At 33.7% G+C, this 24,064-nt stretch carries 20 protein-coding genes and 1 pseudogene; 16 read left to right on the top strand and 5 right to left on the bottom strand.

What is annotated here, in order from left to right:
* Nucleotide 1: 1 nt before the first annotated feature.
* Entirely contained in the window at nucleotides 2-1,024 is a 1,023-nt protein-coding gene (gene tsaD, locus ACPWTF_RS04520) for a tRNA (adenosine(37)-N6)-threonylcarbamoyltransferase complex transferase subunit TsaD (RefSeq protein WP_427874586.1), read from the bottom strand.
* 188 nt (nucleotides 1,025-1,212) lie between these two features.
* On the opposite strand from tsaD, the gene ACPWTF_RS04515 reads away from it, so the two are divergent.
* The 7 genes and pseudogenes from ACPWTF_RS04515 (at nucleotide 1,213) to ACPWTF_RS04485 (ending at nucleotide 9,532) form a co-directional block, all read left to right on the top strand.
* Nucleotides 1,213-2,070, top strand: a complete 858-nt coding sequence (locus ACPWTF_RS04515; RefSeq protein ID WP_427874585.1) for a hypothetical protein — start codon at nucleotides 1,213-1,215, stop codon at nucleotides 2,068-2,070.
* Nucleotide 2,071: 1 nt separating this feature from the next.
* Nucleotides 2,072-4,411 carry a translocation/assembly module TamB domain-containing protein gene (locus tag ACPWTF_RS04510; RefSeq protein WP_427874584.1) on the top strand — a complete coding sequence of 780 codons (2,340 nt, stop codon included), beginning with the start codon at nucleotides 2,072-2,074 and terminating at the stop codon, nucleotides 4,409-4,411.
* 4 nt (nucleotides 4,412-4,415) lie between these two features.
* The gene (locus ACPWTF_RS04505) at nucleotides 4,416-5,768 is read left to right on the top strand and encodes a translocation/assembly module TamB domain-containing protein (protein WP_427875730.1); all 1,353 of its coding nucleotides are present in this window, start codon (nucleotides 4,416-4,418) and stop codon (nucleotides 5,766-5,768) included.
* 310 nt (nucleotides 5,769-6,078) lie between these two features.
* The gene (pfkA, locus tag ACPWTF_RS04500) at nucleotides 6,079-7,065 is read left to right on the top strand and encodes a 6-phosphofructokinase (RefSeq protein ID WP_095930499.1); all 987 of its coding nucleotides are present in this window, start codon (nucleotides 6,079-6,081) and stop codon (nucleotides 7,063-7,065) included.
* Between the two features lie 93 nt (nucleotides 7,066-7,158).
* On the top strand, nucleotides 7,159-8,163 hold the full coding sequence (gene gap, locus ACPWTF_RS04495) for a type I glyceraldehyde-3-phosphate dehydrogenase (RefSeq protein ID WP_012026555.1): 1,005 nt from the start codon (nucleotides 7,159-7,161) through the stop codon (nucleotides 8,161-8,163).
* 131 nt (nucleotides 8,164-8,294) lie between these two features.
* Nucleotides 8,295-9,146 carry an N-acetylglucosamine kinase gene (locus ACPWTF_RS04490; protein ID WP_427874583.1) on the top strand — a complete coding sequence of 284 codons (852 nt, stop codon included), beginning with the start codon at nucleotides 8,295-8,297 and terminating at the stop codon, nucleotides 9,144-9,146.
* 10 nt (nucleotides 9,147-9,156) lie between these two features.
* Nucleotides 9,157-9,532, top strand: a pseudogene (locus ACPWTF_RS04485) (methylglyoxal synthase).
* Here the strand turns inward: ACPWTF_RS04485 and ACPWTF_RS04480 are convergent.
* Together ACPWTF_RS04480 and ACPWTF_RS04475 are read right to left on the bottom strand one after the other, a co-directional pair.
* Nucleotides 9,513-9,893: a RidA family protein gene (locus ACPWTF_RS04480; RefSeq protein WP_427874582.1), complete on the bottom strand. Its 381-nt coding sequence runs from the start codon at nucleotides 9,891-9,893 to the stop codon at nucleotides 9,513-9,515. The pseudogene ACPWTF_RS04485 and the gene ACPWTF_RS04480 overlap by 20 nt on opposite strands.
* 28 nt (nucleotides 9,894-9,921) lie before the next feature.
* Nucleotides 9,922-12,624 (bottom strand): putative LPS assembly protein LptD, encoded by a 2,703-nt coding sequence (locus ACPWTF_RS04475; RefSeq protein ID WP_250836740.1) that lies wholly within the window; start codon nucleotides 12,622-12,624, stop codon nucleotides 9,922-9,924.
* An 82-nt stretch (nucleotides 12,625-12,706) separates the two neighbouring features.
* On the opposite strand from ACPWTF_RS04475, the gene ACPWTF_RS04470 reads away from it, so the two are divergent.
* From ACPWTF_RS04470 to ACPWTF_RS04440, 7 genes are all read left to right on the top strand, one after another.
* Nucleotides 12,707-13,828, top strand: a complete 1,122-nt coding sequence (locus tag ACPWTF_RS04470; RefSeq protein ID WP_427874581.1) for an N-acetylmuramoyl-L-alanine amidase family protein — start codon at nucleotides 12,707-12,709, stop codon at nucleotides 13,826-13,828.
* Between the two features lie 50 nt (nucleotides 13,829-13,878).
* A complete protein-coding gene (locus tag ACPWTF_RS04465) occupies nucleotides 13,879-14,844 on the top strand; it encodes an MlaD family protein (RefSeq protein WP_095930503.1) in 966 nt (321 codons plus the stop codon).
* 6 nt (nucleotides 14,845-14,850) lie between these two features.
* Nucleotides 14,851-16,188 (top strand): 4Fe-4S dicluster domain-containing protein, encoded by a 1,338-nt coding sequence (locus ACPWTF_RS04460; protein ID WP_427874580.1) that lies wholly within the window; start codon nucleotides 14,851-14,853, stop codon nucleotides 16,186-16,188.
* A gap of 135 nt (nucleotides 16,189-16,323) precedes the next feature.
* Entirely contained in the window at nucleotides 16,324-17,115 is a 792-nt protein-coding gene (locus tag ACPWTF_RS04455) for a (Fe-S)-binding protein (protein WP_250836736.1), read from the top strand.
* Nucleotides 17,116-17,201: 86 nt separating this feature from the next.
* The gene (locus tag ACPWTF_RS04450; RefSeq protein ID WP_427874579.1) at nucleotides 17,202-17,684 is read left to right on the top strand and encodes an ABC transporter ATPase; all 483 of its coding nucleotides are present in this window, start codon (nucleotides 17,202-17,204) and stop codon (nucleotides 17,682-17,684) included.
* A 519-nt stretch (nucleotides 17,685-18,203) separates the two neighbouring features.
* Nucleotides 18,204-19,349 (top strand): N-acetyl-alpha-D-glucosaminyl L-malate synthase BshA, encoded by a 1,146-nt coding sequence (gene bshA, locus ACPWTF_RS04445; protein ID WP_095930507.1) that lies wholly within the window; start codon nucleotides 18,204-18,206, stop codon nucleotides 19,347-19,349.
* A 14-nt stretch (nucleotides 19,350-19,363) separates the two neighbouring features.
* Nucleotides 19,364-19,789: a protease complex subunit PrcB family protein gene (locus tag ACPWTF_RS04440; RefSeq protein ID WP_427874578.1), complete on the top strand. Its 426-nt coding sequence runs from the start codon at nucleotides 19,364-19,366 to the stop codon at nucleotides 19,787-19,789.
* Between the two features lie 204 nt (nucleotides 19,790-19,993).
* Here the strand turns inward: ACPWTF_RS04440 and ACPWTF_RS04435 are convergent, their stop codons facing one another.
* Together ACPWTF_RS04435 and ACPWTF_RS04430 are read right to left on the bottom strand one after the other, a co-directional pair.
* Nucleotides 19,994-20,491 (bottom strand): hypothetical protein, encoded by a 498-nt coding sequence (locus ACPWTF_RS04435; RefSeq protein WP_095930509.1) that lies wholly within the window; start codon nucleotides 20,489-20,491, stop codon nucleotides 19,994-19,996.
* A gap of 139 nt (nucleotides 20,492-20,630) precedes the next feature.
* Nucleotides 20,631-21,452 carry a UDP-2,3-diacylglucosamine diphosphatase gene (locus ACPWTF_RS04430; protein WP_427874577.1) on the bottom strand — a complete coding sequence of 274 codons (822 nt, stop codon included), beginning with the start codon at nucleotides 21,450-21,452 and terminating at the stop codon, nucleotides 20,631-20,633.
* Between the two features lie 188 nt (nucleotides 21,453-21,640).
* Between ACPWTF_RS04430 and aroC the strand changes: the two genes are divergently transcribed.
* Complete coding sequence (aroC, locus tag ACPWTF_RS04425) at nucleotides 21,641-22,699, top strand: chorismate synthase (RefSeq protein ID WP_250836731.1); 1,059 nt, start codon at nucleotides 21,641-21,643, stop codon at nucleotides 22,697-22,699.
* Nucleotides 22,700-22,752: 53 nt separating this feature from the next.
* Complete coding sequence (locus tag ACPWTF_RS04420; protein ID WP_427874576.1) at nucleotides 22,753-24,015, top strand: dicarboxylate/amino acid:cation symporter; 1,263 nt, start codon at nucleotides 22,753-22,755, stop codon at nucleotides 24,013-24,015.
* The last annotated feature ends 49 nt before the right edge of the window (nucleotides 24,016-24,064 follow it).

Raw genomic sequence — 24,064 nt, 5'->3', positions numbered from 1 at the left:
TTTAAAATTCGATTCTTGCTTTAGAAACCACAGCAGAAGTTTCAAAACGATTAGATAAGTATTTTTGGTATCCTACAATTCCAATCATTGCAGCATTGTCTGTTGTATATTCAAATTTCGGAATAAAAGTTTTCCAGCCATATTTGCTTTCGGTCTCTTTCAGCGTATTTCTAATTCCTGAATTTGCCGAAACTCCACCGCCAATTGCAATTTGTGTAATTCCGGTTTCTTTTACAGCTAATTTTATTTTATCCATCAAGATTTCGATAATCGTATGCTGAATAGAAGCACAAATATCGTTTAGATTTTCTTCAATAAAATTCGGATTCTGCTGTTTGTTCTTTTGAATGAAATATAAAATAGCTGTTTTTAATCCAGAAAAGCTAAAATCTAATCCCGGAACTTTAGGTTTTGTAAAAGGAAAAGCTTTCGGATTTCCTTCTTTCGCATATTTATCAATCAAAAGCTCGCCAGGATAGGGAAGTCCAAGAATTTTAGCGCTTTTGTCAAATGCTTCACCGACAGCATCATCGGTAGTTTCTCCGATAATTTCCATATCAAAAAAACTATTCACTTTTACAATCTGCGTATGTCCTCCGCTAATGGTTAAAGCTAAAAAAGGAAATTCTGGTTTATCATATCCTTCTTCATCAATAAAATGAGCTAAGATATGAGCATGCATATGATTTACAGCAATTAGCGGCACATTTAAAGCCAATGACAATGATTTGCTGAAGGAAGTCCCCACCAATAAAGAGCCCATTAATCCTGGTCCTTGCGTAAACGCGATTGCGCTTAACTGTTCTTTTTGTACATTTGCTTTACGAAGTGCAGCATCTATTACAGGGACAATATTCTGCTGATGTGCTCGGGAAGCCAATTCAGGAACAACACCTCCGTATTGATTATGAATTAATTGATTGGCAACAACATTTGACAATACTTTGTCGTTATGTAAAACCGCGGCAGCAGTATCATCGCATGAACTTTCGATGGCTAGAATAAAAACCTCTGGATTTTGCATATAAAGGCACAAATTTTGAATTATATTTGACAAATCAAACGATTATATTTCTTTGATTTAAGCAGTGCCCCAAAATTAAAGAATTTTTATCAAAAACAGCCGTACTTTGTCTGTTCAAAATAAATTAAAAGAAAACTAAAATTAAAGAAGCTATCAAAAAAGTAAAAAAAATAATATCACGAATCCTAATGGGGTTGCTTTTACTTTTGTTAGCGCTTGCTATCATATTATCTCTTCCTGTCGTTCAGACACAGATTGCCAATTATGTTACCAACTCATTAAACGAAGATTACAAGGTTAATATTAATGTTGAAAAAACGGCAATCAATATTTTTGGCGGAGTAAAATTGAAGAATGTAACGATTTTAGATCATCATAAAAAAACGATGATTTATTCGGATATCATTACTACCGATATTGCCAGTTTTAGCAGATTGTTAGACGGAGATTTAATTTTTGGAGATTTGCGTTTAACAGGTTTGATTTTTAATCTGAAAACCTACAAGGGAGAAGACGAGAACAACATCAATAAGTTTATTCAAGCTTTTGAGGTAGAAAATACGCCAAAGAAAAAATCAACAAAACATTTTCTTTTAACTGCTAAAAACGCTTACATCGAAAAAGGAAGGTTTTCTGTTGTTGATGAAAATAAATCTACACCTCAATTTCTGGATTTTACAAAGCTAAATGCCTATATCAGTGAGTTTAAATTGTATGGGCCAGATGTAAATACAAACATTCACCGGTTTTCTTTTATGGATCACCGCGGTTTGTATGTTTCTAATTTTGCGGGAAAATTTAGTTATACTAAAAAACAGATTAAGGTTGAAAATTTGGCTATTAAAACCAAAAGATCTTCTATTTACGGTTTAGCTATTTTAAATTATAAACCGTCAGATTTTCTTGATTTTACAGATAAAGTTCGATTTAATGTTGTGATAGATTCGTCTTCTATTGCAACAAACGATATCCGTTATTTTTATGATGGTTTAGGAAAAAATCAGCATTTTAAACTGAAAACAAAACTAGATCTGTCCGTTGAATAATATGACACTTACAAAGTTAAGATTGAGCGATACAAACGGATCAAAAATTAACGGGACAATCAATTTTAGAAATCTTTTAGGCAGCAAAGAGCAGAAGTTTTCTATGGATGGAAAATTTGATAAACTGCTTTCTAGTTATGATGATTTAGTGATTTTGCTTCCAGGAGTTTTAGGTAAAAAACTTCCGATCGAAATGAAGAAAATTGGTAAGTTTAATATTGTTGGAAAAGCAAAAGTAACGACCACAGAACTAGAAACAGCTTTTAAAATTGCTACCGATATCGGAAACGGACAGGTTGATCTTCATATGAATAATATGGATTTCATTGATCGAGCTTCTTATTCTGGGAATATCATTTTGACGAATTTTGATGTCGGAACTGTTTTAAGTAGAAAAGATATTGGCAGAACTACATTGAATCTTGATGTGGATGGAGTTGGTTTTACCGAAAAATATTTGAATACGGTTATTAAAGGAGATATTGCGAAACTGGATTATAATAAATACACCTATAATAATATAGTAGTAAATGGAAACTTTAAGCTTCCTTATTATAAAGGGCAAATTGCGATAAACGATCCAAACCTGAATTTAAGTTTTGATGGTTTGCTGGATTTGAGCAAAAAAGAGAATCGTTATGATTTTCATATCAACGTTGAAAATTCTGATTTGCGAAAACTTAAGTTGGTCAAAGATTCGATTTCGCGTTTTAAAGGAGATGTTGTCGTTCAATTAACTGGAAATTCTATCGAAAATCTGCAAGGAGACATTTTTATTAATGATGCAGAATATGAAAACCCAAAATCGACTTATGTTTTTGATCAAGTGAATTTGAACTCCAGTTTTGATGCCGATCGTTTGAGAACCATCACGATTAGTTCGAATGATGTGGTCGACGGAAAAATTGTGGGTAAATTCAGATTTGATCAATTGGATAAATTGGTAATGAATTCTGTCGGTAGTTTGTATACCAATTACAAGCCTTATAAAGTTAGAAAAGGGCAGTTTTTACGATTTAATTTCCGTGTTTACGATAAAGTGGTTGAAATGCTTTATCCGCAAATTAATATTGATTCCTCTACCGTTGTGCGCGGAAAGATAGATTCGGATTTGCAAGAATTTAAATTTCGTTTCAGATCTAAAAAAATTACCGCAGACAAAAACACCTTTGATAATATCCGTATTAATATAGATAATAAGAACCCGCTTTATAATGCTTATGTCGAATTAGATAGTATTAAGACACCTTATTATAAAATACGTGATTTCAATTTGATTAATGTTACGGCAAATGATACTCTTTATGTGCGTTCGGAGTTTAAAGGAGGGAATAAGGGCGAGGATTACTTTAATCTAGATTTATACCATACGATAGACAAGAGTAAAAACAACATTGTCGGGATCAAGAAATCTGAAATGAAGTTTAAGGATTATATCTGGTACTTAAATGAAGATGCTGAAAAAGATAATCAGATTATAATTGATCAATTTTTTAAAAATTTCACATTTGATAATATCGTTTTATCTCACGAAAACCAAAAAATTGATTTAAATGGAGTTATTAAAGGGACAGATTATAAAGATCTCCAACTGACCTTTGAAGATGTTGATATTAATAAAATTACACCTGTAAATTCCAAGTTTGTATTTGATGGTAATTTGAATGGAAATGTCAATTATAAGCAGAATAAAAATGTTTATCAGCCCACGGCATCCATAAAAATCGATCATCTGGTTATGAATAAAACAGAATTGGGTACGCTTAATTTTGATATTTCTGGAGATGAAAGCTTTAAAAAGTTTACGGTTAATTCATCGATTCAAAATGGTTTTACCGAATCGTTTATGGCCAACGGAACTTTTGCAGTAGAGAATAAAGAAACAATTATGGATATGAGCCTGAAACTTGAAGGTTTCAATTTGGCTACATTAGGAACTATCGGTGGAGATGTTTTATCGAACGTTCGTGGTTCTGTTTCTGGAAATGCTGCTGTTATTGGGAATTTGAAAAAACCAGAAATTAACGGTCGTTTGTATGTAGAAAAAGCAGGAATGACCATTCCGTACCTCAATACAGATTACGAACTTAGCGATAGAACGGTAATTGATTTAACAAATGAGAAATTCTTGTTTAGGAATAATCAGTTGACAGATACTAAATACAACACAAAAGGTTTGTTGAACGGAAGTATTGAACATAATAATTTTGGAGATTGGAAATTAGATTTGAATATTACTTCTAAACGATTAGTAGCGCTCGACACAAAGGATAGTGATGATGCAGCCTATTTTGGTACGGCATTTATAAACGGATCGGCCAGCATAAAAGTGTCCTGTTGATGCTCTGCTTATTAAGGTAGACGCAAAATCTGAAAAAGGAACCGAGGTTAAGATTCCGATTAATAATACTCAAAGTGTTGGAGAAAGCAGCTGGATTCATTTTGTAACACCAAAAGAAAAGTACAATCTAGCCAATGGAATCGTCGAAAAAACCAGAGATTATAATGGACTTGAGCTAGAATTTGATTTTGATATTACGCCAGATGCCGAAGTAGAAGTTATTCTAGATCGAAATTCGGGTCATGGTATGAAAGGAAAAGGATATGGATCGCTTTTGTTTAAAATTAATACTTTGGGTAAGTTTAATATGTGGGGGGATTTCCAGGCATACGAAGGAACTTATAACTTTAAATATGGCGGACTTATCGATAAAAAGTTTACAGTTAAAAAAGGAGGTTCTATTATATGGGAAGGAAATCCAATGCGTGCCCAGCTGAATTTGGAAGCCGTTTATAAAACGCAGGCCAATCCAGCGGTGCTTTTAGATAATACTTCTTCATTTAATAAAAAAGTTCCTGTAGAAGTTGTTATCGGGTTGAGAGGAGATTTGGCTAGTCCAGAACCTAATTTTGATATTCAGTTTCCATCGGTTAGTAATGTTTTAAAATCGGAGATACAGTATAAATTGGATGATAAAGATATTCGTCAGACACAAGCGCTTTATTTATTGTCAACGGGTTCCTTTATGAGTACCGATGGATTCAGCCAAGGAGATTTCTCTGGAACATTAACAGAAACGGCTTCGAGTCTACTGGGTGGAATTATCAAATCGGATAATGATAAAGTAAACATCGACTTAAATTATATTGCAGCAGATAGAAGAACAGGGCAGGAGGTTGACGGTCAGTTTGTGGCCAATATATCATCTCAGGTAAATGAACGAATTACAATTAATGGTAAATTGGGAGTTCCTGTTGGAGGTGTAAACGAATCGGCTATTGTGGGAGATATTGAGATTTTGTATCGTGTAAATGAAGATGGCACGATGAACCTTCGCTTATTCAATAAAGAAAATGATATTAATTATATAGGACAAGGAATTGGTTATACGCAAGGAGTCGGTATTTCGTACGAAGTAGATTTTGATACCTTTAGCGAGCTTGTCAATAAGCTGTTTAAAAGCCATAAAATTGAAAAAGCAGTAAAAGGTTCTTCTGCCGATCAAATGCAGGATTCTTATTTAAATCCGGATTATATGAATTTTACAAGTAAAAAAGATTCGGAGAAAAATAAAAAGAAAGCAAAAGAAGACGAGGAGAAAAGAAAGAAAGAAGAAGAAAAGAAGAAAAAGGAACAGTCGCAAACACAAACTCCAAATAATAACAATCAGGGGCTGATTCCAGACAACGATTATTAACACTTTGTTAAAAATAGACATTTATAAAACCATTATTCTCGATAATGGTTTTTTTTGTGCTAAATTTAGGCGCTCTAATAGAATTTTCCAAGTGAGCGGTAAATTCTGATTTTTATAACACTTCATCAGGGTATTGTTAATTTTGACGATTTAATTAAAAAAATACGGTTTTATTATTTTTAATGAAATTTTTTCCTAGAAAAAACTTATTAACGAAAACGTTTGAATTTAACAGATTTTATTAATTTATGATAATCGTAACCCGAAAAGTGCTGAATGTTTGCTAATTTTACACTTTAATACTTAAATAATGCCAAAAACAATAAAAAAAGTAGGTGTTCTTACCTCAGGAGGAGATTCACCTGGAATGAATGCTGCAATACGATCAGTTGTTCGAACTTGCGCATACCATAATATAGAATGCATCGGAATTTATAGAGGGTACCAGGGAATGATTGAAGGTGACTTCAAAGAAATGGGACCACGAAGCGTAAATAATATTGTAAACAAAGGTGGAACGATCTTAAAATCGGCTCGTTCAGTTGAGTTTAGAACCCCTGAAGGTAGAAAGAAAGCGCACGAAAACCTAGTTAAGGCTGGTGTAGATGCTTTAGTTGTTATTGGTGGTGATGGTAGTTTTACTGGAGGATTAATTTTTAATTCAGAATTCGATTTCCCAATAATGGGAATTCCGGGTACAATTGATAATGATATTTATGGTACAAGTTTTACTTTAGGGTACGACACGGCTTTAAATACTGTTGTAGACTGTATCGATAAAATTAGAGACACAGCAAGTTCTCATAACCGTCTTTTCTTTGTAGAGGTTATGGGTAGAGATGCGGGTCACATTGCTCTTAACGCTGGTATTGGTGCAGGAGCAGAAGAAATTCTTATTCCTGAAGAAGATTTAGGTTTAGATCGTCTTTTAGATTCACTTCAAAAAAGTAAAGCATCAGGAAAATCATCTAGTATTGTTGTAATTGCGGAAGGAGATAAAATTGGTAAAAACGTATTTGAATTAAAAGATTATGTTGAAGCTAATTTACCAGAATATGATGTACGTGTTTCCGTATTAGGACACATGCAGCGTGGTGGTTCTCCATCTTGCTTTGATCGTGTTTTGGCAAGCCGTTTAGGAGTTAAAGCAGTTGAATCTTTAATTGAAGGAAAATCTAACTATATGGTTGGACTTCGTGAAGATAAAGTGATCTTAACGCCGCTTGAGCAAGCTATCAAAGGTAAATCAGAAATTGATAGAGAATTATTAAGAGTGTCTGACATCATGTCGACATAACCAATATAAAGTTTAAAAAGAGAGAGAAGTTTATTGTGAGGAAATTAGACTTTGAATTAGTGTAATAAAAACAAAAGCAAAAAATTTAGTAAAATGTCAAAAGTAAAATTAGGAATAAACGGATTTGGACGTATCGGAAGAATCGTTTTTAGAGAGTCTTTCAATAGAGATAATGTAGAAGTTGTTGCAATCAATGACTTGTTAGACGTAGACCACTTAGCTTATTTATTAAAATATGATTCAGTTCACGGTCGTTTCAACGGAACTGTAGAAGTTAAAGAAGGAAAACTATATGTAAACGGAAGAAACATCCGTATCACTGCAGAAAGAAATCCTGCTGACTTAAAATGGAACGAAGTTGATGTAGATGTAGTAGCTGAATGTACTGGTATCTTCACAACTATCGAAACTGCAAGCGAGCACTTAAAAGGTGGTGCTAAGAAAGTTATCATTTCTGCTCCTTCTGCTGATGCTCCAATGTTTGTAATGGGAGTTAACCACGAAACTGCTAAAGCTTCTGATTTAGTTGTTTCTAACGCTTCTTGTACTACAAACTGTTTAGCTCCATTAGCTAAAGTTATCCACGATAATTTCGAAATTGTTGAAGGTTTAATGACTACTGTTCACGCAACTACTTCAACTCAAATGACAGCTGACGGACCTTCTAGAAAAGACTGGAGAGGTGGACGTGCTGCTGCAATCAACATCATTCCTTCTTCAACAGGTGCTGCTAAAGCGGTTGGAAAAGTTATCCCATCTTTGAATGGAAAATTAACTGGAATGTCTTTCCGTGTACCTACTGCTGACGTTTCTGTTGTAGATTTAACTGTAAAAGTAGCTAAAGAAACTACTTACGAAGAAATCTTAGCTGTATTGAAAAAAGCTTCAGAAAACGAAATGAAAGGTATTTTAGGATATACTGAAGATGCAGTTGTTTCTCAAGACTTTATTTCAGATAAAAGAACTTCTATCGTTGATGCTGGTGCAGGAATCGGTTTAAATTCGACTTTCTTTAAATTAGTTTCTTGGTATGACAATGAGTACGGATACTCAAGCAAATTAATCGATTTATCTGTACATATTGCAGGTTTAAAATAATAATATATATTTTTGCAAAATCCCGTTACTTTACAATAACGGGATTTTCTTATTTTGTTACTTCTATAATTAATGTAAAAAGTACACTTTTAAATTAAGAATAGAGAAACCTAATTCCAAAAACGAAACAAATGAAATTAATAGTTGACAGTGGATTTACTAAAGCCGATTGGATTGCGATAGATGATAATGGAAAAGTATTATTCACAACACAAACTTTAGGATTAAATCCTGAAATTCTAGACGAGCCAGAAATTATCGAAAGATTAAATGACCGTTTTGATATCTTACAAAATAAAAAAAATGCTACACATTTATTCTTTTACGGTGCCGGATGTGGTACTGATAGAATGAAAGAGTGGTTGAAAAGAATTTTTCAAGAATATTTTTCTAACGCAATTGTAGACGTTCAAGAAGATACTTATGCAGCTGTTTATGCAACAACTCCAAAAGGAGAAGAGGCAATAGTTTCAATCTTAGGAACAGGTTCTAACTGCAGTTATTTTGATGGAAAAGTATTGCACCAAAAAGTACAATCATTAGGGTATATTGTTATGGATGATTGTAGTGGTAATGTTTTTGGAAAAGAATTAATTAGAAAATACTATTTTAATAAAATGCCTAAAGAATTGGCTGTTGAACTTGAAAAAGAGTACGACGTTGATCCGGATTTTATTAAAAACAAATTATATAAAGAACCAAATCCTAATGCTTATTTAGCTACTTACGCTAAATTCTTAATTAAGCATAAAGACACTGAGTTCTGTAGAAAAATCATCTTCAAAGGAATGAAGTCTTTCGTTAAGAATTACATCAAACAATTTGATAACTGCAAAGAAGTTCCAGTACATTTTGTTGGTTCTATTGCATTTTACTTGAAAGACGAATTACAAGAGACATTTAACAAATATGAACTTCAATTGGGTAATGTTTTAAGAAGGCCTATTGACGGATTAATTGCTTACCATGTCGCTAATCAATAGTTCTGGTTTTATGGAAATTGCCATTATTGCTCATGATGGAAAAAAAGCTGATTTAATTGATTTCCTAATCAAAAATGAAGCTGTTTTGCACAATGAAAAAATAAGGCTTATTGGTACTGGTACTACGGGAGGAAAAGCAGAAGCTGCGGGGTTTAAAACTCAAAGAATGCTATCTGGAACCTCTTGGAGGCGATGCGCAAATTGCAGGAAGAGTAGCGGAAGGAATTACTCAGATGGTTTTCTTTTTTAAAGATCCTTTGTCAAGTCATCCGCATGAAGCAGATATTAATATGCTAATTCGTGTTTGCGATGTCCATAATGTGCCGCTGGCAACCAACGAAGCAACGGCACAATTATTATTAGATGCTATCGCACAGCGATTATAGAAATTTCTACATTAACATTTTTTGGCAAACAAGCCACTTGAACCGTTTCACGAGCTGGAGCGGTTTTTTCGTTAAAATAAGAACCGTAAATGGTGTTTATTGCTCCAAAGTTATTCATGTCCATAATGAAAATAGTAGACTTAACAACATTCTCAAATGTCATGTCTGCTGCTTCAAGAATAGCGGCAATGTTTTTCATAACCTGATTTGTCTCGTCATTAATGTTGTCTGTAATCAATTCTCCTGACTCAGGATTGATTGCAATTTGTCCAGAAGCATAAAGTGTGTTTCCAGATAATACGGCTTGATTATAAGGCCCGATTGGAGCCGGAGCTTTCTCGGTGAAAATGATCTTTTTCATAATAAAATTATTTTGATTCGAAAGTATATTATCTATTTGAAACGCTTCGTTTGTTCCATTTGATATCGCTAAGCATACCAGATTTAATTCCGATGAAGAAGTTCCAGTTAGAATTTGTACCCAAAGGCTGCCAGTTAAAGGCCATTCTCCAGCTTAATAAATCTCTTTCAAAACGGAATTGTGTAAAGGTAACTCCTTTTTGCACAAAATCGTATCCTGTAGAAACTCCAGCTTTCCATTTAGGAGTAAGATCGGTATTAATAGAAACCATGATCGAGTTTCCAGAAATAGTGCTTTCTCGTTTGATGTTTGAATAGGTTAACGAATAGGCAAGTGTCATATCCCACGGAACTTTCGAATTGAAGAATTCTGTGATTACATCATCTTTTTCGGGTTCATTGGCAAACTGGCTGTTACGGCTGTCATTTAAGTCGGTATTGGTACCAAATAAGTCATCGCTTCGACCTCCGTTTCGCTGACTCTGTGTGTTTTGTTCTTTTTCTTTTCCGCTTCCTTTATTCGAGAATGAGTAGTTTACAGTTACGTTTGCACTTGTCATTCTGAATAAACTTCCGCCATTGTCAATGTTGAATTTGTCAATTTTGTTACCACCATTATCAATCGCATAAGGATCTAATGTGGCACCAAAGTTCATATTCATTTTATTGTCAAAAAACTGTGTTCCACCACTAACTAATACAGGCTGCCATCCAAATGTTGATTTTCCGTCAGCATTAAAATTGTAGCTTGTGCTAAAGTTTAAGTTGTTTAACAGCATTATTTTTTTAGGTTCTGTTTTTGTGCTGTCTCGATCTCTTACTTTAGCTTCAAAAGTATTGCTCAAAGCAAAACCAACAATGTTTGAATTGTCTTTTCCTGGCGATCCATATATTCCGCTTTCAAATCGCGTATACTCAGAAGTAATTCTACCAGAAGCATCTACAGCATACGTATCGTAGTATTTTTCAAAACTTGGAGTATAGGCATAAGTTACACTCGGACGCATTACGTGTCGAATAGATTGGATTCTTTTATCGTCTCCAAAATTAAAAGTTCCGTAAATCGTCGTACCTAAATTGGTGCTGAAATTGTATGTTCTAAAGGAATCAAAGCCATTTACAGTTTTGTTAACTGTTTGTCCTTCTGTAGGGTCGTAAACTTTTTGAATCGTTTTATTTACCCATGTTTCTTGATAAGTTGTAGAAGCTCCCGCACTAAAATATTTGAAGATTTTAAAGTTTGTGCTTAACGGAATAGTCTGCTGCAACCCTAATTGCGCATCATCAAACATTTGTGGTTTGAAAAACAGTGAATCTTTGGTTTTAAAATAGTTTTTACCGCTTACATTGTACTGTAAGTTGATGTTTTTGATTAATCCCTTTTTAACGCCATTCTTTCCAACAAAAGGATAAATACGGTCAATACTTCCCTGTAAAGACGGAAGCGTCATAATAATGTCTTCTGTTTGCGTATTTTGACTATGAGTTGCAGATAACGCAATACGGGAACCTGGGATCGTATTAAATGTTTTATTATACGAAATAGAAGAGCTTAATGTGTTATTTAAGTTCGATCCAATATTGGCTTGGTTGATAGACTGTTTAAAGTACTTACTACTACCCATGTTGACAGAAGCAGAGAAAGTAGAATTAGGGTTCGATTTTGTGTCTTTAGAATGCGACCACTGAATATTGTAGATGCTTTGTTTCGAATAATCTGGATAACCACGTTCGCTGCTAATTAAATTTTCAAAACGAATGTTCACATTTCCTCGATACTTATATCTTGTCGCATATGCAGATTCAAATCGCATGGCGTAACTTCCGTTGGTATAATAATCACCAAGTACGGTTAAATCGTAATTGTCGCTTAAAGCAAAGTAATAACCTCCATTTTGCAATGAAAATCCACGTGTGTTAGAATCGTTGTAACTCGGAATGATAATACCCGATACGCTTTTTTCCTTGCTTAAAGGGAAAAAACCGTAAGGTAATGCTAGTGGAGTAGGAACATCGGCAATTACCATTTGCGTTAAGCCTGCGACAATTTTTTTGCCTGGAACAAACTTAATTCTACTTGTTTGGAAATAGTATTCAGGATGATCGATATCTTGAGCAGTCGTAATACGTGCACCCTTTAAAAAGTATACAGAGTCGTTTTCTTTTTTAGTAACAGAAGCCTTAATGTTTAATTCTCCTTGTTTTGTTCTTGAATTATAAATTAAAGCCTTTTTTGTTTTAAAATTAAAGCGAATAGAATCTGGTTGCACTTCGCTTGATCCCTGTTTGAAATTAGGATATTGAGTTAATACTCCTGCAGAATCTTTAATTCTTCCGGCGTAAACTTCGTCTTTTTCATAATTAAGAACAATTATACCAGATTTTAATTCGACATCTTTATAGTATAATTCCGCTTCATTGTATAAGGTGATCAGCTTTTTTTTCTGATCAATTTTAGCATAGTCTTTTGCTTTGTACCTTACTTTTCCATCCAAAAAAGTCTTTTTGGGTTTAACAGTATCTAGTTTTATGGTGTCTGTAATGGCAGGATTTTCCTTATCTGTTTGTTTTACAGCAGGTAAAGGCTTTTTTTTGTTTTTTATTTCTTGCGAGTATAAATTACCACAACCTATAGTTAGGAAAAATGATATTAAAACGATATTAAATAAGTTTGTGTGCAAAGGTTTAAATGCTATTTTTGTAAAATTATGGCTTGTTTTTTGACATGTCAAACTTACATATAATTTTTTGGCAAAAATAATCAATTCTAAAAATTATAACAGCTGCATTTTATTAAAATTAACTTTTAGATTTATGAATAGAATTAACAAATTTAAGGTAATATTTACTTTATTTCTAATAATATCGTCCTTTTATGCTCAGAGTCAGTCAAATGTGTTTAAGGTAACACTTGACGCGGGCCATGGAGATCATGACTTTGGAGCGGTTTATAGCGGACGAATTGAAAAGAATATTGCTTTAGCTATTGTTTTGAAAGTGGGGAAGATTTTAGAGCTTAATCCTAATGTTAATGTAATTTATACTCGTAAAACAGATGTTTTTATAGATTTAGTTGAAAGAGCTAATATTGCTAACCGTGCAAATTCAAACATTTTTGTTTCTATTCACTGTAATGCAAATAAAAATACGGCTGCCGACGGTACAGAAACTTATGTAATGGGTTTAAGTAAAGTAGCATCAAACCTTGAAGCGGCGAAAAAAGAGAACTCTGTAATTACATTAGAGAAAGACTATAAACGTAAATATGAAGGTTTCGACCCAAATTCTCCAGAGTCGATGATTGGTATGACTTTGATGCAGGAAGAATATTTAGACAATAGCATTACGCTTGCGACTAAAATCGAGGAAAATTTTGAGAAATTAGGAAAAAAACTTCGTCACGGAGGAGTGAAGCAAGCTCCTTTTATGGTACTTCATAAAGCTTATATGCCTAGAGTTTTGGTTGAAACAGGATTTGTATCGAACCCAACAGAAGGTAATATCCTGAATTCTGAAGAAGGCCAAGACGATATTGCAAGAGCAATTGCAGAAGCTATTCTAAGTTATAAACGTGAATATTTTGGGACAGGAGCGGAAGCTACTGAGAGTCGGCCAGTAAGAGATACTACGCCTGCAAAACCAAAAACAACTACTCCAGTTGCTGTAGCGAAGAATGCTCCAAAAGGAACATTTTTTAAAGTACAGCTTATTGCAAGTATTAAAAAAACACCTTTAGAGCCTAAAAATTTTAAAGGATTGAAAAATGTAACAATGGTGTACGAAAATAATATTTACAAATATTTCTACGAAGAAACTCCAAGTTACGAAACAGCTCAAAAATATCTGCAAGAAGCTAAAGGTAAAGGATATGGCGCCGCATTTTTAGTAGCAACTAAAGATGGAGAAAAAATCAGTATTCAGGACGCGATTAAATAATAAGCGCAAGTTCGAATATTTATATTAATTTTGTACAAACACTTAGAATTTTGAAACTAACAAGAGAAATTAAAACGGCTATTTTAGTCATCGTATCTATTTTATTATTTATCTGGGGATATAGTTTTTTAAAAGGTAGAGATCTTTTTACTAATTATACTGTCTTATACGCTGAATATGATAATGTTGAGGATTTATCACCATCAGCTCCAGTAACACTAAATGGACTTGCAATTGGTAAAGTAAGTAAAATTACAATTGATGAAGTAACGGGTAAATTACTGGTTGAACTTCAGCTTAAAACAGATTTCCCAATTACGAAAAGCAGTACAGCGGCAATTTATTCTCCAAGTTTAATTGCAGGAAAACAAATTAAAATCATTCCGAATTTTGCTGATAAAGAATTAGCTGAAGACGGACAGAAATTAACTTCTACTGTCGAATTAGGTTTGACAGAGTCATTAGGAGGAAAAATTGAACCAATTCAGCAAAAGCTTGATAAAATGCTTTTGAATATTGATAATTTGGTTACCGGATTAAACAATACTTTAGATAAAAATACTCAAGAAAATCTAAAGAAAACAATTGCTGAATTAAGTCAGACAATGCAACAATTTCATAAAGCATCTGGAAGTCTTAACAATATCTTGGATACAAATAAAGGACAGATTAATGGAATGGTTACAAACTTCAATAAAATGTCTGGTAACTTCAATAAGATTTCAGATTCATTAAATAAAGCAGATTTAGGTAAAACAGTTCGCAATTTGAACCAAACTTTAGCTAAAGTTGATGTTTTAATGAACAACTTGAATTCTGGAAAAGGTACAGCAGGAAAAATACTTAACGATGAGGCTTTGTATAATAACCTGACTAAAACTTCAAAAGAGCTTGAATTGTTATTGCAAGATCTTCGTCTTTATCCAACTCGTTACGTAAATGTTTCTCTTTTTGGAAAGAAAAATAAACCATACGTAGCACCAACAGAAGAAACAAACTCAACAGATAAAAAATAATTATAAATGAGTTATTTAGATAATATTTTATTCGCAGTACTTCTTATAGTAGGTTTCGGTTTTTTTGCAGCGAGCGTAAAAAAAATCATCCGAAATATTAATTTGGGAGTCGATGTAGATCGAAAAGATAATCCTAAAGCTCGTTGGAAAAACATGGCATTGATTGCTCTTGGGCAATCAAAAATGGTGAGACGCCCTGTTGCAGGAATCCTTCATATTTTTGTATATGTAGGTTTCATAATAATTAATATCGAATTATTAGAGATTATTATTGATGGACTTTTTGGAACACATAGAGTTTTTGCGCCTTATTTAGGTGTGGTCTATGATGTTTTAATTGCTGCATTTGAAATATTGGCAATACTTGTAATTTTTGCTGTAGTTACATTCTGGATTAGAAGAAATGTAATTCGTTTGAAACGTTTTATCAATTCTGATTTGAATGGATTTCCAAAAAGTGATGCCAATTACATTCTGTATTTTGAAACAGTTTTAATGATTCTGTTTTTATTGATGAATGCTTCAGATTTGCATTTGCAGAATGTTCCAGGCGGATATTCTCATTTTCATAAAGCAGGAAGTTACCCAATAAGTCAATTTATTGCGCCAATTTTTAATGGTACATCTAATGAAACAGTTGGGTTGTTATTTGAAGTTTTCTGGTGGTTGCATATTGCAGGTATTTTAGTTTTTATGAACTATTTATACTTTTCAAAACACTTGCATATTCTTTTGGCTTTCCCGAATACGTATTTTGCAAACTTAAAACCAGAAGGACAATTTGATAATTTAGCTTCTGTTACAAAAGAGGTAAAATTAATGATGGATCCAAATGCTGATCCGTTTGCGGCAGCTCCGGTTGATGAAAATGCTGCTCTGAGTAAATTTGGTGCAAGCGACGTTCAGGATTTAAACTGGGTTCAGTTGTTAAATGCTTATACCTGTACAGAATGCGGACGTTGTACTTCTTCTTGTCCTGCAAATCAAACCGGTAAAAAATTGTCTCCACGTAAAATTATGATGGATACAAGAGATCGTTTGACTGAAGTTGGTAAAAATATTGATGCTAATAAAGGTGTCTTTGTTCCAGATAACAAAACATTATTAAACGATTATATCACGCCAGAAGAATTATGGGCTTGTACTTCTTGTAATGCTTGTGTTGAGGAATGTCCTGTAAATATTAGTCCGTTGTCTATTATTATGGATATGCGTCGTTATTTGGTGATGGAACAAAGTGCTGCTCCAATGTCATTAAATGCAATGATGACTAATATTGAAAATAACGGTGCACCGTGGCAGTACAGTCAGCAAGACCGTTTAAATTGGAAAAACGAGAATTAAGATTTATTGTTTAATCGGTTAGTTCTTTAACCGTTTAATGGATTTTAAAATAATATTTCGGTTTTACAGAATTGTCATTTCGCTTTTAGCGATTAAACAATTTTACGATTAACCGATTAAACAAAAGTGAGAGAAATGTCAGAAAATTTAGTAGTACCAACAATGGCAGAAATGCTTGCCGAAGGAAAACAGCCAGAGGTTTTGTTTTGGGTAGGTTGCGCAGGAAGTTTTGATGATAGAGCAAAAAAAATTACTAAAGCATTTGTACGAATCTTAAATCGTACCAATGTTTCTTTTGCAGTTTTAGGTACAGAAGAGAGTTGTACTGGAGATCCTGCAAAAAGAGCTGGAAATGAATTTTTGTTTCAAATGCAAGCCATGATGAATATCGAGGTTTTGAATGCTTATGAAGCTAAAAAAATCGTTACAGCTTGTCCGCATTGTTTTAATACATTGAAAAATGAATATCCGGAATTAGGTGGTAATTACGAAGTTATTCATCACACAGAATTCTTAAAATCATTAATTGATGACGGAAGATTAACTGTTGAAGGCGGACAATTTAAAGGTAAAAAAATTACGTTCCACGATCCTTGTTATTTAGGTAGAGCCAATAAAGTTTACGAAGCACCGAGAGATTTAATTCAGAAATTGGACGTAGAATTAGTTGAAATGAAACGTTCTAAAGCAAATGGATTATGCTGTGGAGCAGGTGGGGCACAAATGTTTAAAGATGCTGAACCTGGAAACAAAGAAGTAAATGTTCTTCGAACAGAAGATGCATTAGAAGTAAAACCAGACATTATTGCTGCGGGTTGTCCGTTCTGTAATACAATGTTAACGGATGGAATTAAACATGCTCATAAAGAGGGTGAGGTAAAAGTTATGGACGTTGCTGAGTTAATTGCAAATGCGCAAGATTTGTAGTCTGAGGTTCTAAGTTACTAAGATGCTAGGGTTCTAAGACTAAATCTTAAAATCTAAAATCAACAATCTAAAATCTAAAATTAAAAATGTATATACCTTTTGAAAATTTACCAGGTGAATCTAGAGTTTGGATTTACCAGTCGAACAGAAAATTTTCTGAGGAAGAGTTTTCTGAAATCGAAACAGATTTAAAAGCTTTTGTAGAACAATGGGCTGCACACGGCACAAGTCTAGAAGCTTCGTTTTTATTAAAATACAACCGATTTATAATATTGGCAGTAAATCAAGATGTCCAAGCCGCTACAGGTTGTTCTATTGATAGTTCTGTTGAATTTATTCAAAGTCTAGAGAAAAAGTACAACGTTGATTTATTGGATAAAATGAATGTTACTTTTAAAATTGGAGAACATATTGCACATAAACCATTAATTGATTTCAAGAAAATGGTAAAAGATAAATCAGTTTCTGAGAATACAATTGTTTTCAATAATTTGGTAAACAATATCGAAGAATTCAACGAGTCTTGGGAAGTTCCTGCTGCCGATAGCTGGCACAGCAGATTTTTCTAAGAATATTTAAAATATATTATAAGGCACAAAATTTAGATTTTGTGCCTTTTTTTATGGTTTCACGTCTCAAGTTTGAATCCTAACAGGTTTTTAAAACCTGTTAGGATTAGTTGTTTAAAGAACTTTGTCAAAGTTGGGGTAATAATGTTTACGAATTAAACCCGACAGGTTTTTAAAACCTGTCGGGTTTCGTTGCGCAATCTTTGTAAGTAAGAACTTTGTCAAAGTTTTAAACTTTGACAAAGTTGGTGAAGAAAGGTTCTTATGAAAAAGAAAACTTCTAATCTAGCCCCGATGGGAGCGGTATCTCCCGATTTAGAAAAACAAGGCTTTTCAGCCGTAGTTTTTGTTGATCGGGAATTTAGCGGACAGCGGGACTGCAAGTGGTTTTGAATAATATTGTTCTGCTCCTAAAAATATTTATCAACCAGTATTAATCTAATTTTGTCAAAAATCTAACAATTTAAACGGTTAATTAAACGCTATTTTTGAGTATTTTCGTAGAATTAAATTTTATACATGAAAATAGCAATCGTCTGTTATCCTACTTTTGGAGGTAGTGGTGTAGTAGCTACTGAGTTAGGTCTCGAATTGGCCAGAAGAGGACACGAAATACATTTTATTACATATAGTCAGCCAGTGAGATTGGCACTTTTGAATCCGAATGTTCATTATCACGAAGTAAACGTTCCTGAATATCCTTTGTTTCATTATCAGCCCTACGAATTAGCTTTGTCTAGTAAATTGGTTGATATGGTGAAATTGTACAAAATTGAGCTTCTGCACGTGCATTATGCCATTCCGCATGCTTATGCAGGTTATATGGCAAAACAAATGCTTAAGAACGAAGGGATTAATCTACCCATGATTACAACACTTCACGGTACCGATATTACGCTTGTTGGAAATCATCCTTTTTATAAGCCTGCGGTGACTTTCAGTATTAATAAATCAGATTATGTGACTTCGGTTTCGCAGAGTTTGAAAGATGATACGTTGAAATTGTTCAAAATCAAAAATAAAATTAAGGTAATTCCGAATTTTATTGAATTGGACAAAGTCAAAAAAGATCCAAACGCGCCTTGTCACCGTTATGTAATGGCGAATGAGAATGAGCGTATTATTACTCATATTAGTAACTTTAGAAAAGTAAAACGTATTCCAGATATTATTAAGATTTTCTATAACGTTCAGAAAGAAATTCCAGCTAAATTGATGATGGTTGGAGATGGCCCTGAGAAGGAAAAAGCTGAGATTTTATGTCAGGAATTGGGGATTTTAGACAAAGTGATTTTCTTTGGGAATAGCCATGAAATTGATAAAATCTTATGCATGACCGATTTGTTTTTACTGCCTTCAGAAACTGAAAGTTTTGGTTTGGCGGCATTAGAAGCAATGGCGTGTGGTGTTCCGGTAATTTCAAGTAATTCTGGAGGTTTGCCTGAAGTAAATTTTGATGGTTTTTCTGGATACTTAAGCAATGTCGGAAACGTTGAGGAAATGGCACAAAATGCATTGAAGATTTTAAAAGACGATGCGGTTTTAAGTCAGTTTAAGGCAAATGCTCTAGAAGTGGCTAGAAAATTTGACATTAAAAACATTTTGCCTAAATATGAAGCTTTATATCAGAAAGCAGTTGATGATTACAAATTGGAGAAGCACTAATTTAAAAGAATAAGATGAAAAAAGTAATTTCTGTTTTAGCGATTTTTGTTTTGATTTCGTGTGGAGTGAAGAAAGTTGGTAGTTCAAATACTGCATTGTACGAAGTTTTAACAACTCAATCTGATGGCGGTGGAAATATTAAGTTTTTTGAAATTTTGACCGAGCCAAATGAAATCAAAATGCTTGAAAATGATCCGCTTTTGGCGCATAAGATGAAGGATCCCGATATTCAGGATTACAATTATGTGATTCTAAATATGGGCGAAAAAAATACAAGCGGTTATTCTATTGATGTTGAAAAAGTAGAAGAAACAGATAAAAATATCATTATCACTGTAAAAGAAAATAGTCCAGCAAAAGATGCCATGACTATGCAGGTGATTTCATATCCTTATACGGTGGTGAAAATTCATTCTAAAAAAGAGATTATTATTAAGTAAAATATGTAAGGTCTGGGCTTCGACTCCGCTCAGCCTGACATTGATTGTTTCTTAGGAAGCGATTTCAAAGTTTGTCAGGCTGAGCGGAGTCGAAGCCTTTTTTTAGGCTAGAACTCTTCGATACAGTCTCAAACAAAAAAATAAAAAAAAACCTGTCGCTTTTAAACGACAGGTTTCTTCTTACAATTATTTTTTAATTTTAATTTAGAATCTAAATTTAACGCCTAAACCAACGTCAAATCCAAAATTGTCATCATCGTAGTAACCTGAACCAATTTCTGGTCTTGCGTCTAATGATAAGGTAAGTGGCACTTCTTTAAATCTATATTCTATACCGATATCTCCAGCTGCAAAAACATAAGTTCCGCTATCGCTGTATCTGTAATTGTTGTTGTAGTAATCGTGATCCCAAGCAGCTAGTCCTCCTCCGACACCAGCATACCAGTTAAAACCTCCGTCGATGTTCCAAACCCATTGGTAAAGGGCAACTCCTTTTATGGCGTCTACATCACTGCTGTTTCTCCATCCTAAATCGAATTCAAGTCTGTTTTTTTGATTTAATCCTAATTGGTAAGATATTTCTCCTCCAAATCCGTTGTTGTCTCCCAGACGTAATCCTAAAGCGTGTTTCGAAATTTCTTGTGATTGAGCCGTAAATGCTAAACCAAGAAGCATAAGGGCAGATAAAAGTATCTTTTTCATAAAAATGGTTAATTAATTTTTTTCAAATGTATTATATCAGTCAAATAGAGAACGTATAATATTTTTGAAAATTGTTATATAATTTTCATTTTTAGGAATTCCGACCGTTAAAATTCTTAAAAAACTGCTTCTGAGCTCTTTATTTAAGGATTATTGAAGAAATGAGCTGAGATGTGATAAGATCTTCCATTTCTAAAAGATTTTCTTCTTCAGCAAAGTTGCTAGCCTTGTAAGAGAAAAGCTTCCAGCGTTTTTTATGGTATTCTAAAGCAGTCAGATTTTCTACCCAATCACCAGAATTTAGGTATAAAGTAGAACCGTATTTATTTTCTTTGGTCATTATTTTTGGTTCATGAATATGTCCGCAGATAACATAATCGTAATTCTTTTCAATGGCTAGATCGGTTGCTGTGGTTTCAAAATCAGAAATAAATTTTACTGCTTTTTTAACGCTGGCTTTTATTTTTTTAGAAAAAGAATAAGGTTCGCGTCCTAATTTTGCCAGACACCAATTTGCAAATCGATTTGTTAGAATTAGATAATCGTAACCCAATCCGCCTAATTTTGCAATCCATTTTGAATGCTGAACCGAGGCGTCAAACACGTCTCCGTGAAAAATCCAGGCTTTTTTGTCGTCTAATTCTAAAACTAATTTATCAACTAGAGCAAAATTTCCCATGTTCATATCACTGAATTTTCGAAGGATCTCGTCGTGATTTCCAGTAATATAGTAAACTTTTGTTCCTTTAGAAGCCATTCCTATAATGCGCTGAATCACTCGTAAATGTGCTTTTGGGAAATACGATTTACGAAACTGCCAAGCATCAATTATATCGCCGTTTAAAACTAAAGTTTTGGGTTTAATGCTTGAAAGATAGTTGTTTAGTTCTTTAGCGTGACTTCCGTAAGTTCCTAAATGGACATCAGAAAGAATGACCAATTCGACATTTCTTTTTTTCAATTTTTCTTGATTTGAAGTTTTACAAATGAAAGAAAATTTGTGAAATTTAATTTTATTAAAAGGTTACCAAAAAGAGGGTAATTTTACCAAATTGTGATTTTTATCCCATTTAATGTTTCGTTAATAATACCAGTTTTAAATTTTTTAATTTAATTCATAAAACTTACATTTGCTCAAAACAAAACACAATGGCAGGAAATAGCTTCGGCACACTATATAAAGTAACTACATTTGGAGAATCTCACGGTGAAGCTTTAGGCGGAATTATTGACGGATGTCCTCCGGGAATACAATTAGATTTTGAAGCAATTGAACTAGATATGGCTCGTAGAAAGCCAGGTCAGTCGGCAATTGTAACACAAAGAAAAGAGCCAGATGCGGTTCAGTTTCTATCAGGAATATTTGAAGGAAAAACGACTGGAACTCCAATCGGTTTCATTATTCCAAATACCAATCAAAAATCAGACGATTACTCTCATATAAAAGATAATTACAGACCAAGCCATGCTGATTATGTTTACGATCAGAAATATGGTTTCCGCGATTATCGTGGTGGCGGAAGAAGTTCTGCAAGAGAAACAGCAAGTAGAGTAGTAGCAGGTGCAATTGCAAAGCAAATGTTGCCAGAAATTAAAATCAATGCCTATGTTTCTTCTGTTGGTCCAATTCACTTAGAAACACCATACCAAGAATTAGATTTTTCAAAAATTGAAAGCAATCCAGTACGTTGTCCAGATGAAAAATCTGCAGCGACTATGGAAGAATATATTCGAGAGATCCGCAAACAGGGAGACACTGTTGGAGGTGTTGTGAGTTGTGTAATTCAAAATGTTCCAGTTGGTTTAGGAGAACCAGTATTTGATAAACTTCATGCAGAATTAGGAAAAGCAATGCTTTCTATTAATGCAGTAAAAGGTTTTGAATACGGAAGCGGTTTTTCTGGATCTGAAATGAAAGGAAGCGAACATAACGATTTATACAATCCTGACGGAACTACAAAAACAAATTTATCAGGCGGAATTCAAGGTGGTATAAGCAACGGAATGGATATTTATTTCAGAGTTGCCTTTAAGCCAGTTGCAACTATTATGCAGACTCAAGATTCTTTAGATAATAAAGGAAACATTACACCAATGACTGGAAAAGGACGTCATGATCCATGTGTAGTGCCTCGCGCAGTGCCAATTGTTGAAGCGATGGCCGCAATTGTTTTGGCTGATTTTTATTTAATCAACAAAACATATTAATAAAAGGTAAGACAGTGAGGGTCTTATTATTTTAATAATTAAAAAATAAATTAATGCAAGAAGTTACAGAAACTAAAAAACAATCATTTCTTTCGGGATTAACAGGGCAAATTATAATTGCAATGGTTCTTGGAGCCATTTTAGGAATTATATTGCACAACACCATTTCGCCAGAATCAGCGCAGGCATTTAGCAGTAAAATTAAAATGCTGGCAACCGTCTTTATTCGTTTGGTGCAAATGATTATTTCTCCATTGGTTTTTACGACTTTGGTAGTAGGAATTGCGAAATTGGGTGATATTAAAACCGTAGGAAGAATTGGAGGAAAAGCTATTGGGTGGTTTTTTACAGCTTCATTTATTTCTCTTTTAATTGGATTGTTTTACGTAAATATTTTGCAGCCAGGTGTTGGTCTAAAACTAGATCACGTTGATATGGCAGCAGCTTCTGAGGTTACAGGTAAAACACAAAATCTGTCTTTTGATAATTTTGTTGAGCATATCGTGCCAAAAAGTATTGTTGAAGCGATGGCTACCAATGAAATTCTTCAGATTGTAGTTTTCTCTATTTTCTTCGGATTAGCAGCAGCTTCTTTAGGGTCGACAGTAAAGCCAATTATTAGTGCTTTTGATAAACTATCGCACATTGTTTTGAAAATGGTAAACTATGTAATGAAGTTTGCTCCAATTGGAGTTTTTGGAGCCATTGCAGGTGTGTTTGCTATTCGAGATGCAGAAGAATTGGTTATTACGTACTTCAAATTTTTCGGTTCGTTTTTAATTGGTATCGGTACGCTTTGGGCAATTTTAATTGTGATAGGATATATTTTCCTAAAAGGAAGAATGACAGAATTGCTAAGACGTATTACAGGGCCTCTAGCAATCGCTTTTGGAACTACAAGTAGTGAAGCCGTATTTCCTAAATTAACAGAAGAATTAGAAGGTTTTGGAGTAAAAGATAAAATCGTTTCTTTCATGCTGCCGCTTGGATATTCCTTTAACCTTGACGGAAGTATGATGTACATGACTTTTGCGAGCATCTTTATTGCCCAATTCTATAATGTGCATTTAGATTTAGGAACGCAAATGGCAATGCTTTTAGTTTTAATGCTTACCAGTAAAGGTATTGCGGGTGTGCCACGTGCCAGTTTGGTTGTCGTTGCGGCGACGTGTGGTATGTTTGATATTCCGATTGAAGGAATTGCATTAATTCTTCCAATTGACCACTTCTGCGACATGTTTAGAAGTGCAACAAATGTATTAGGAAATGCATTAGCGACTTCTGTTGTTGGACAATGGGAAAACAATAAAGAATAATAAAGAAACTGAGATTTTAATTTTTTTATCTTAGTTGTTGAAAATAATT

Origin of the sequence: Flavobacterium sp. MMS24-S5 (genome assembly GCF_050320125.1) — a bacterium.
GTDB classification, from domain to species: domain Bacteria; phylum Bacteroidota; class Bacteroidia; order Flavobacteriales; family Flavobacteriaceae; genus Flavobacterium; species Flavobacterium tyrosinilyticum.
This window is presented reverse-complemented; position numbering and strand designations above follow the sequence as displayed.

Coding starts and splice junctions, on each gene's coding strand:
- ACPWTF_RS04420 (WP_427874576.1), top strand. CDS start 22,753: ATGCAAGAAGTTACAGAAACTAAAAAACAATCATTTCTTTCGGGATTA.
- ACPWTF_RS04450 (WP_427874579.1), top strand. CDS start 17,202: ATGTATATACCTTTTGAAAATTTACCAGGTGAATCTAGAGTTTGGATT.
- aroC (WP_250836731.1), top strand. CDS start 21,641: ATGGCAGGAAATAGCTTCGGCACACTATATAAAGTAACTACATTTGGA.
- pfkA (WP_095930499.1), top strand. CDS start 6,079: ATGCCAAAAACAATAAAAAAAGTAGGTGTTCTTACCTCAGGAGGAGAT.
- tsaD (WP_427874586.1), bottom strand. CDS start 1,024: ATGCAAAATCCAGAGGTTTTTATTCTAGCCATCGAAAGTTCATGCGAT.
- ACPWTF_RS04455 (WP_250836736.1), top strand. CDS start 16,324: ATGTCAGAAAATTTAGTAGTACCAACAATGGCAGAAATGCTTGCCGAA.
- ACPWTF_RS04510 (WP_427874584.1), top strand. CDS start 2,072: ATGACACTTACAAAGTTAAGATTGAGCGATACAAACGGATCAAAAATT.
- ACPWTF_RS04480 (WP_427874582.1), bottom strand. CDS start 9,893: ATGAAAAAGATCATTTTCACCGAGAAAGCTCCGGCTCCAATCGGGCCT.
- ACPWTF_RS04490 (WP_427874583.1), top strand. CDS start 8,295: ATGAAATTAATAGTTGACAGTGGATTTACTAAAGCCGATTGGATTGCG.
- ACPWTF_RS04440 (WP_427874578.1), top strand. CDS start 19,364: ATGAAAAAAGTAATTTCTGTTTTAGCGATTTTTGTTTTGATTTCGTGT.
- ACPWTF_RS04435 (WP_095930509.1), bottom strand. CDS start 20,491: ATGAAAAAGATACTTTTATCTGCCCTTATGCTTCTTGGTTTAGCATTT.
- bshA (WP_095930507.1), top strand. CDS start 18,204: ATGAAAATAGCAATCGTCTGTTATCCTACTTTTGGAGGTAGTGGTGTA.
- ACPWTF_RS04460 (WP_427874580.1), top strand. CDS start 14,851: ATGAGTTATTTAGATAATATTTTATTCGCAGTACTTCTTATAGTAGGT.
- ACPWTF_RS04515 (WP_427874585.1), top strand. CDS start 1,213: ATGGGGTTGCTTTTACTTTTGTTAGCGCTTGCTATCATATTATCTCTT.
- gap (WP_012026555.1), top strand. CDS start 7,159: ATGTCAAAAGTAAAATTAGGAATAAACGGATTTGGACGTATCGGAAGA.
- ACPWTF_RS04470 (WP_427874581.1), top strand. CDS start 12,707: ATGAATAGAATTAACAAATTTAAGGTAATATTTACTTTATTTCTAATA.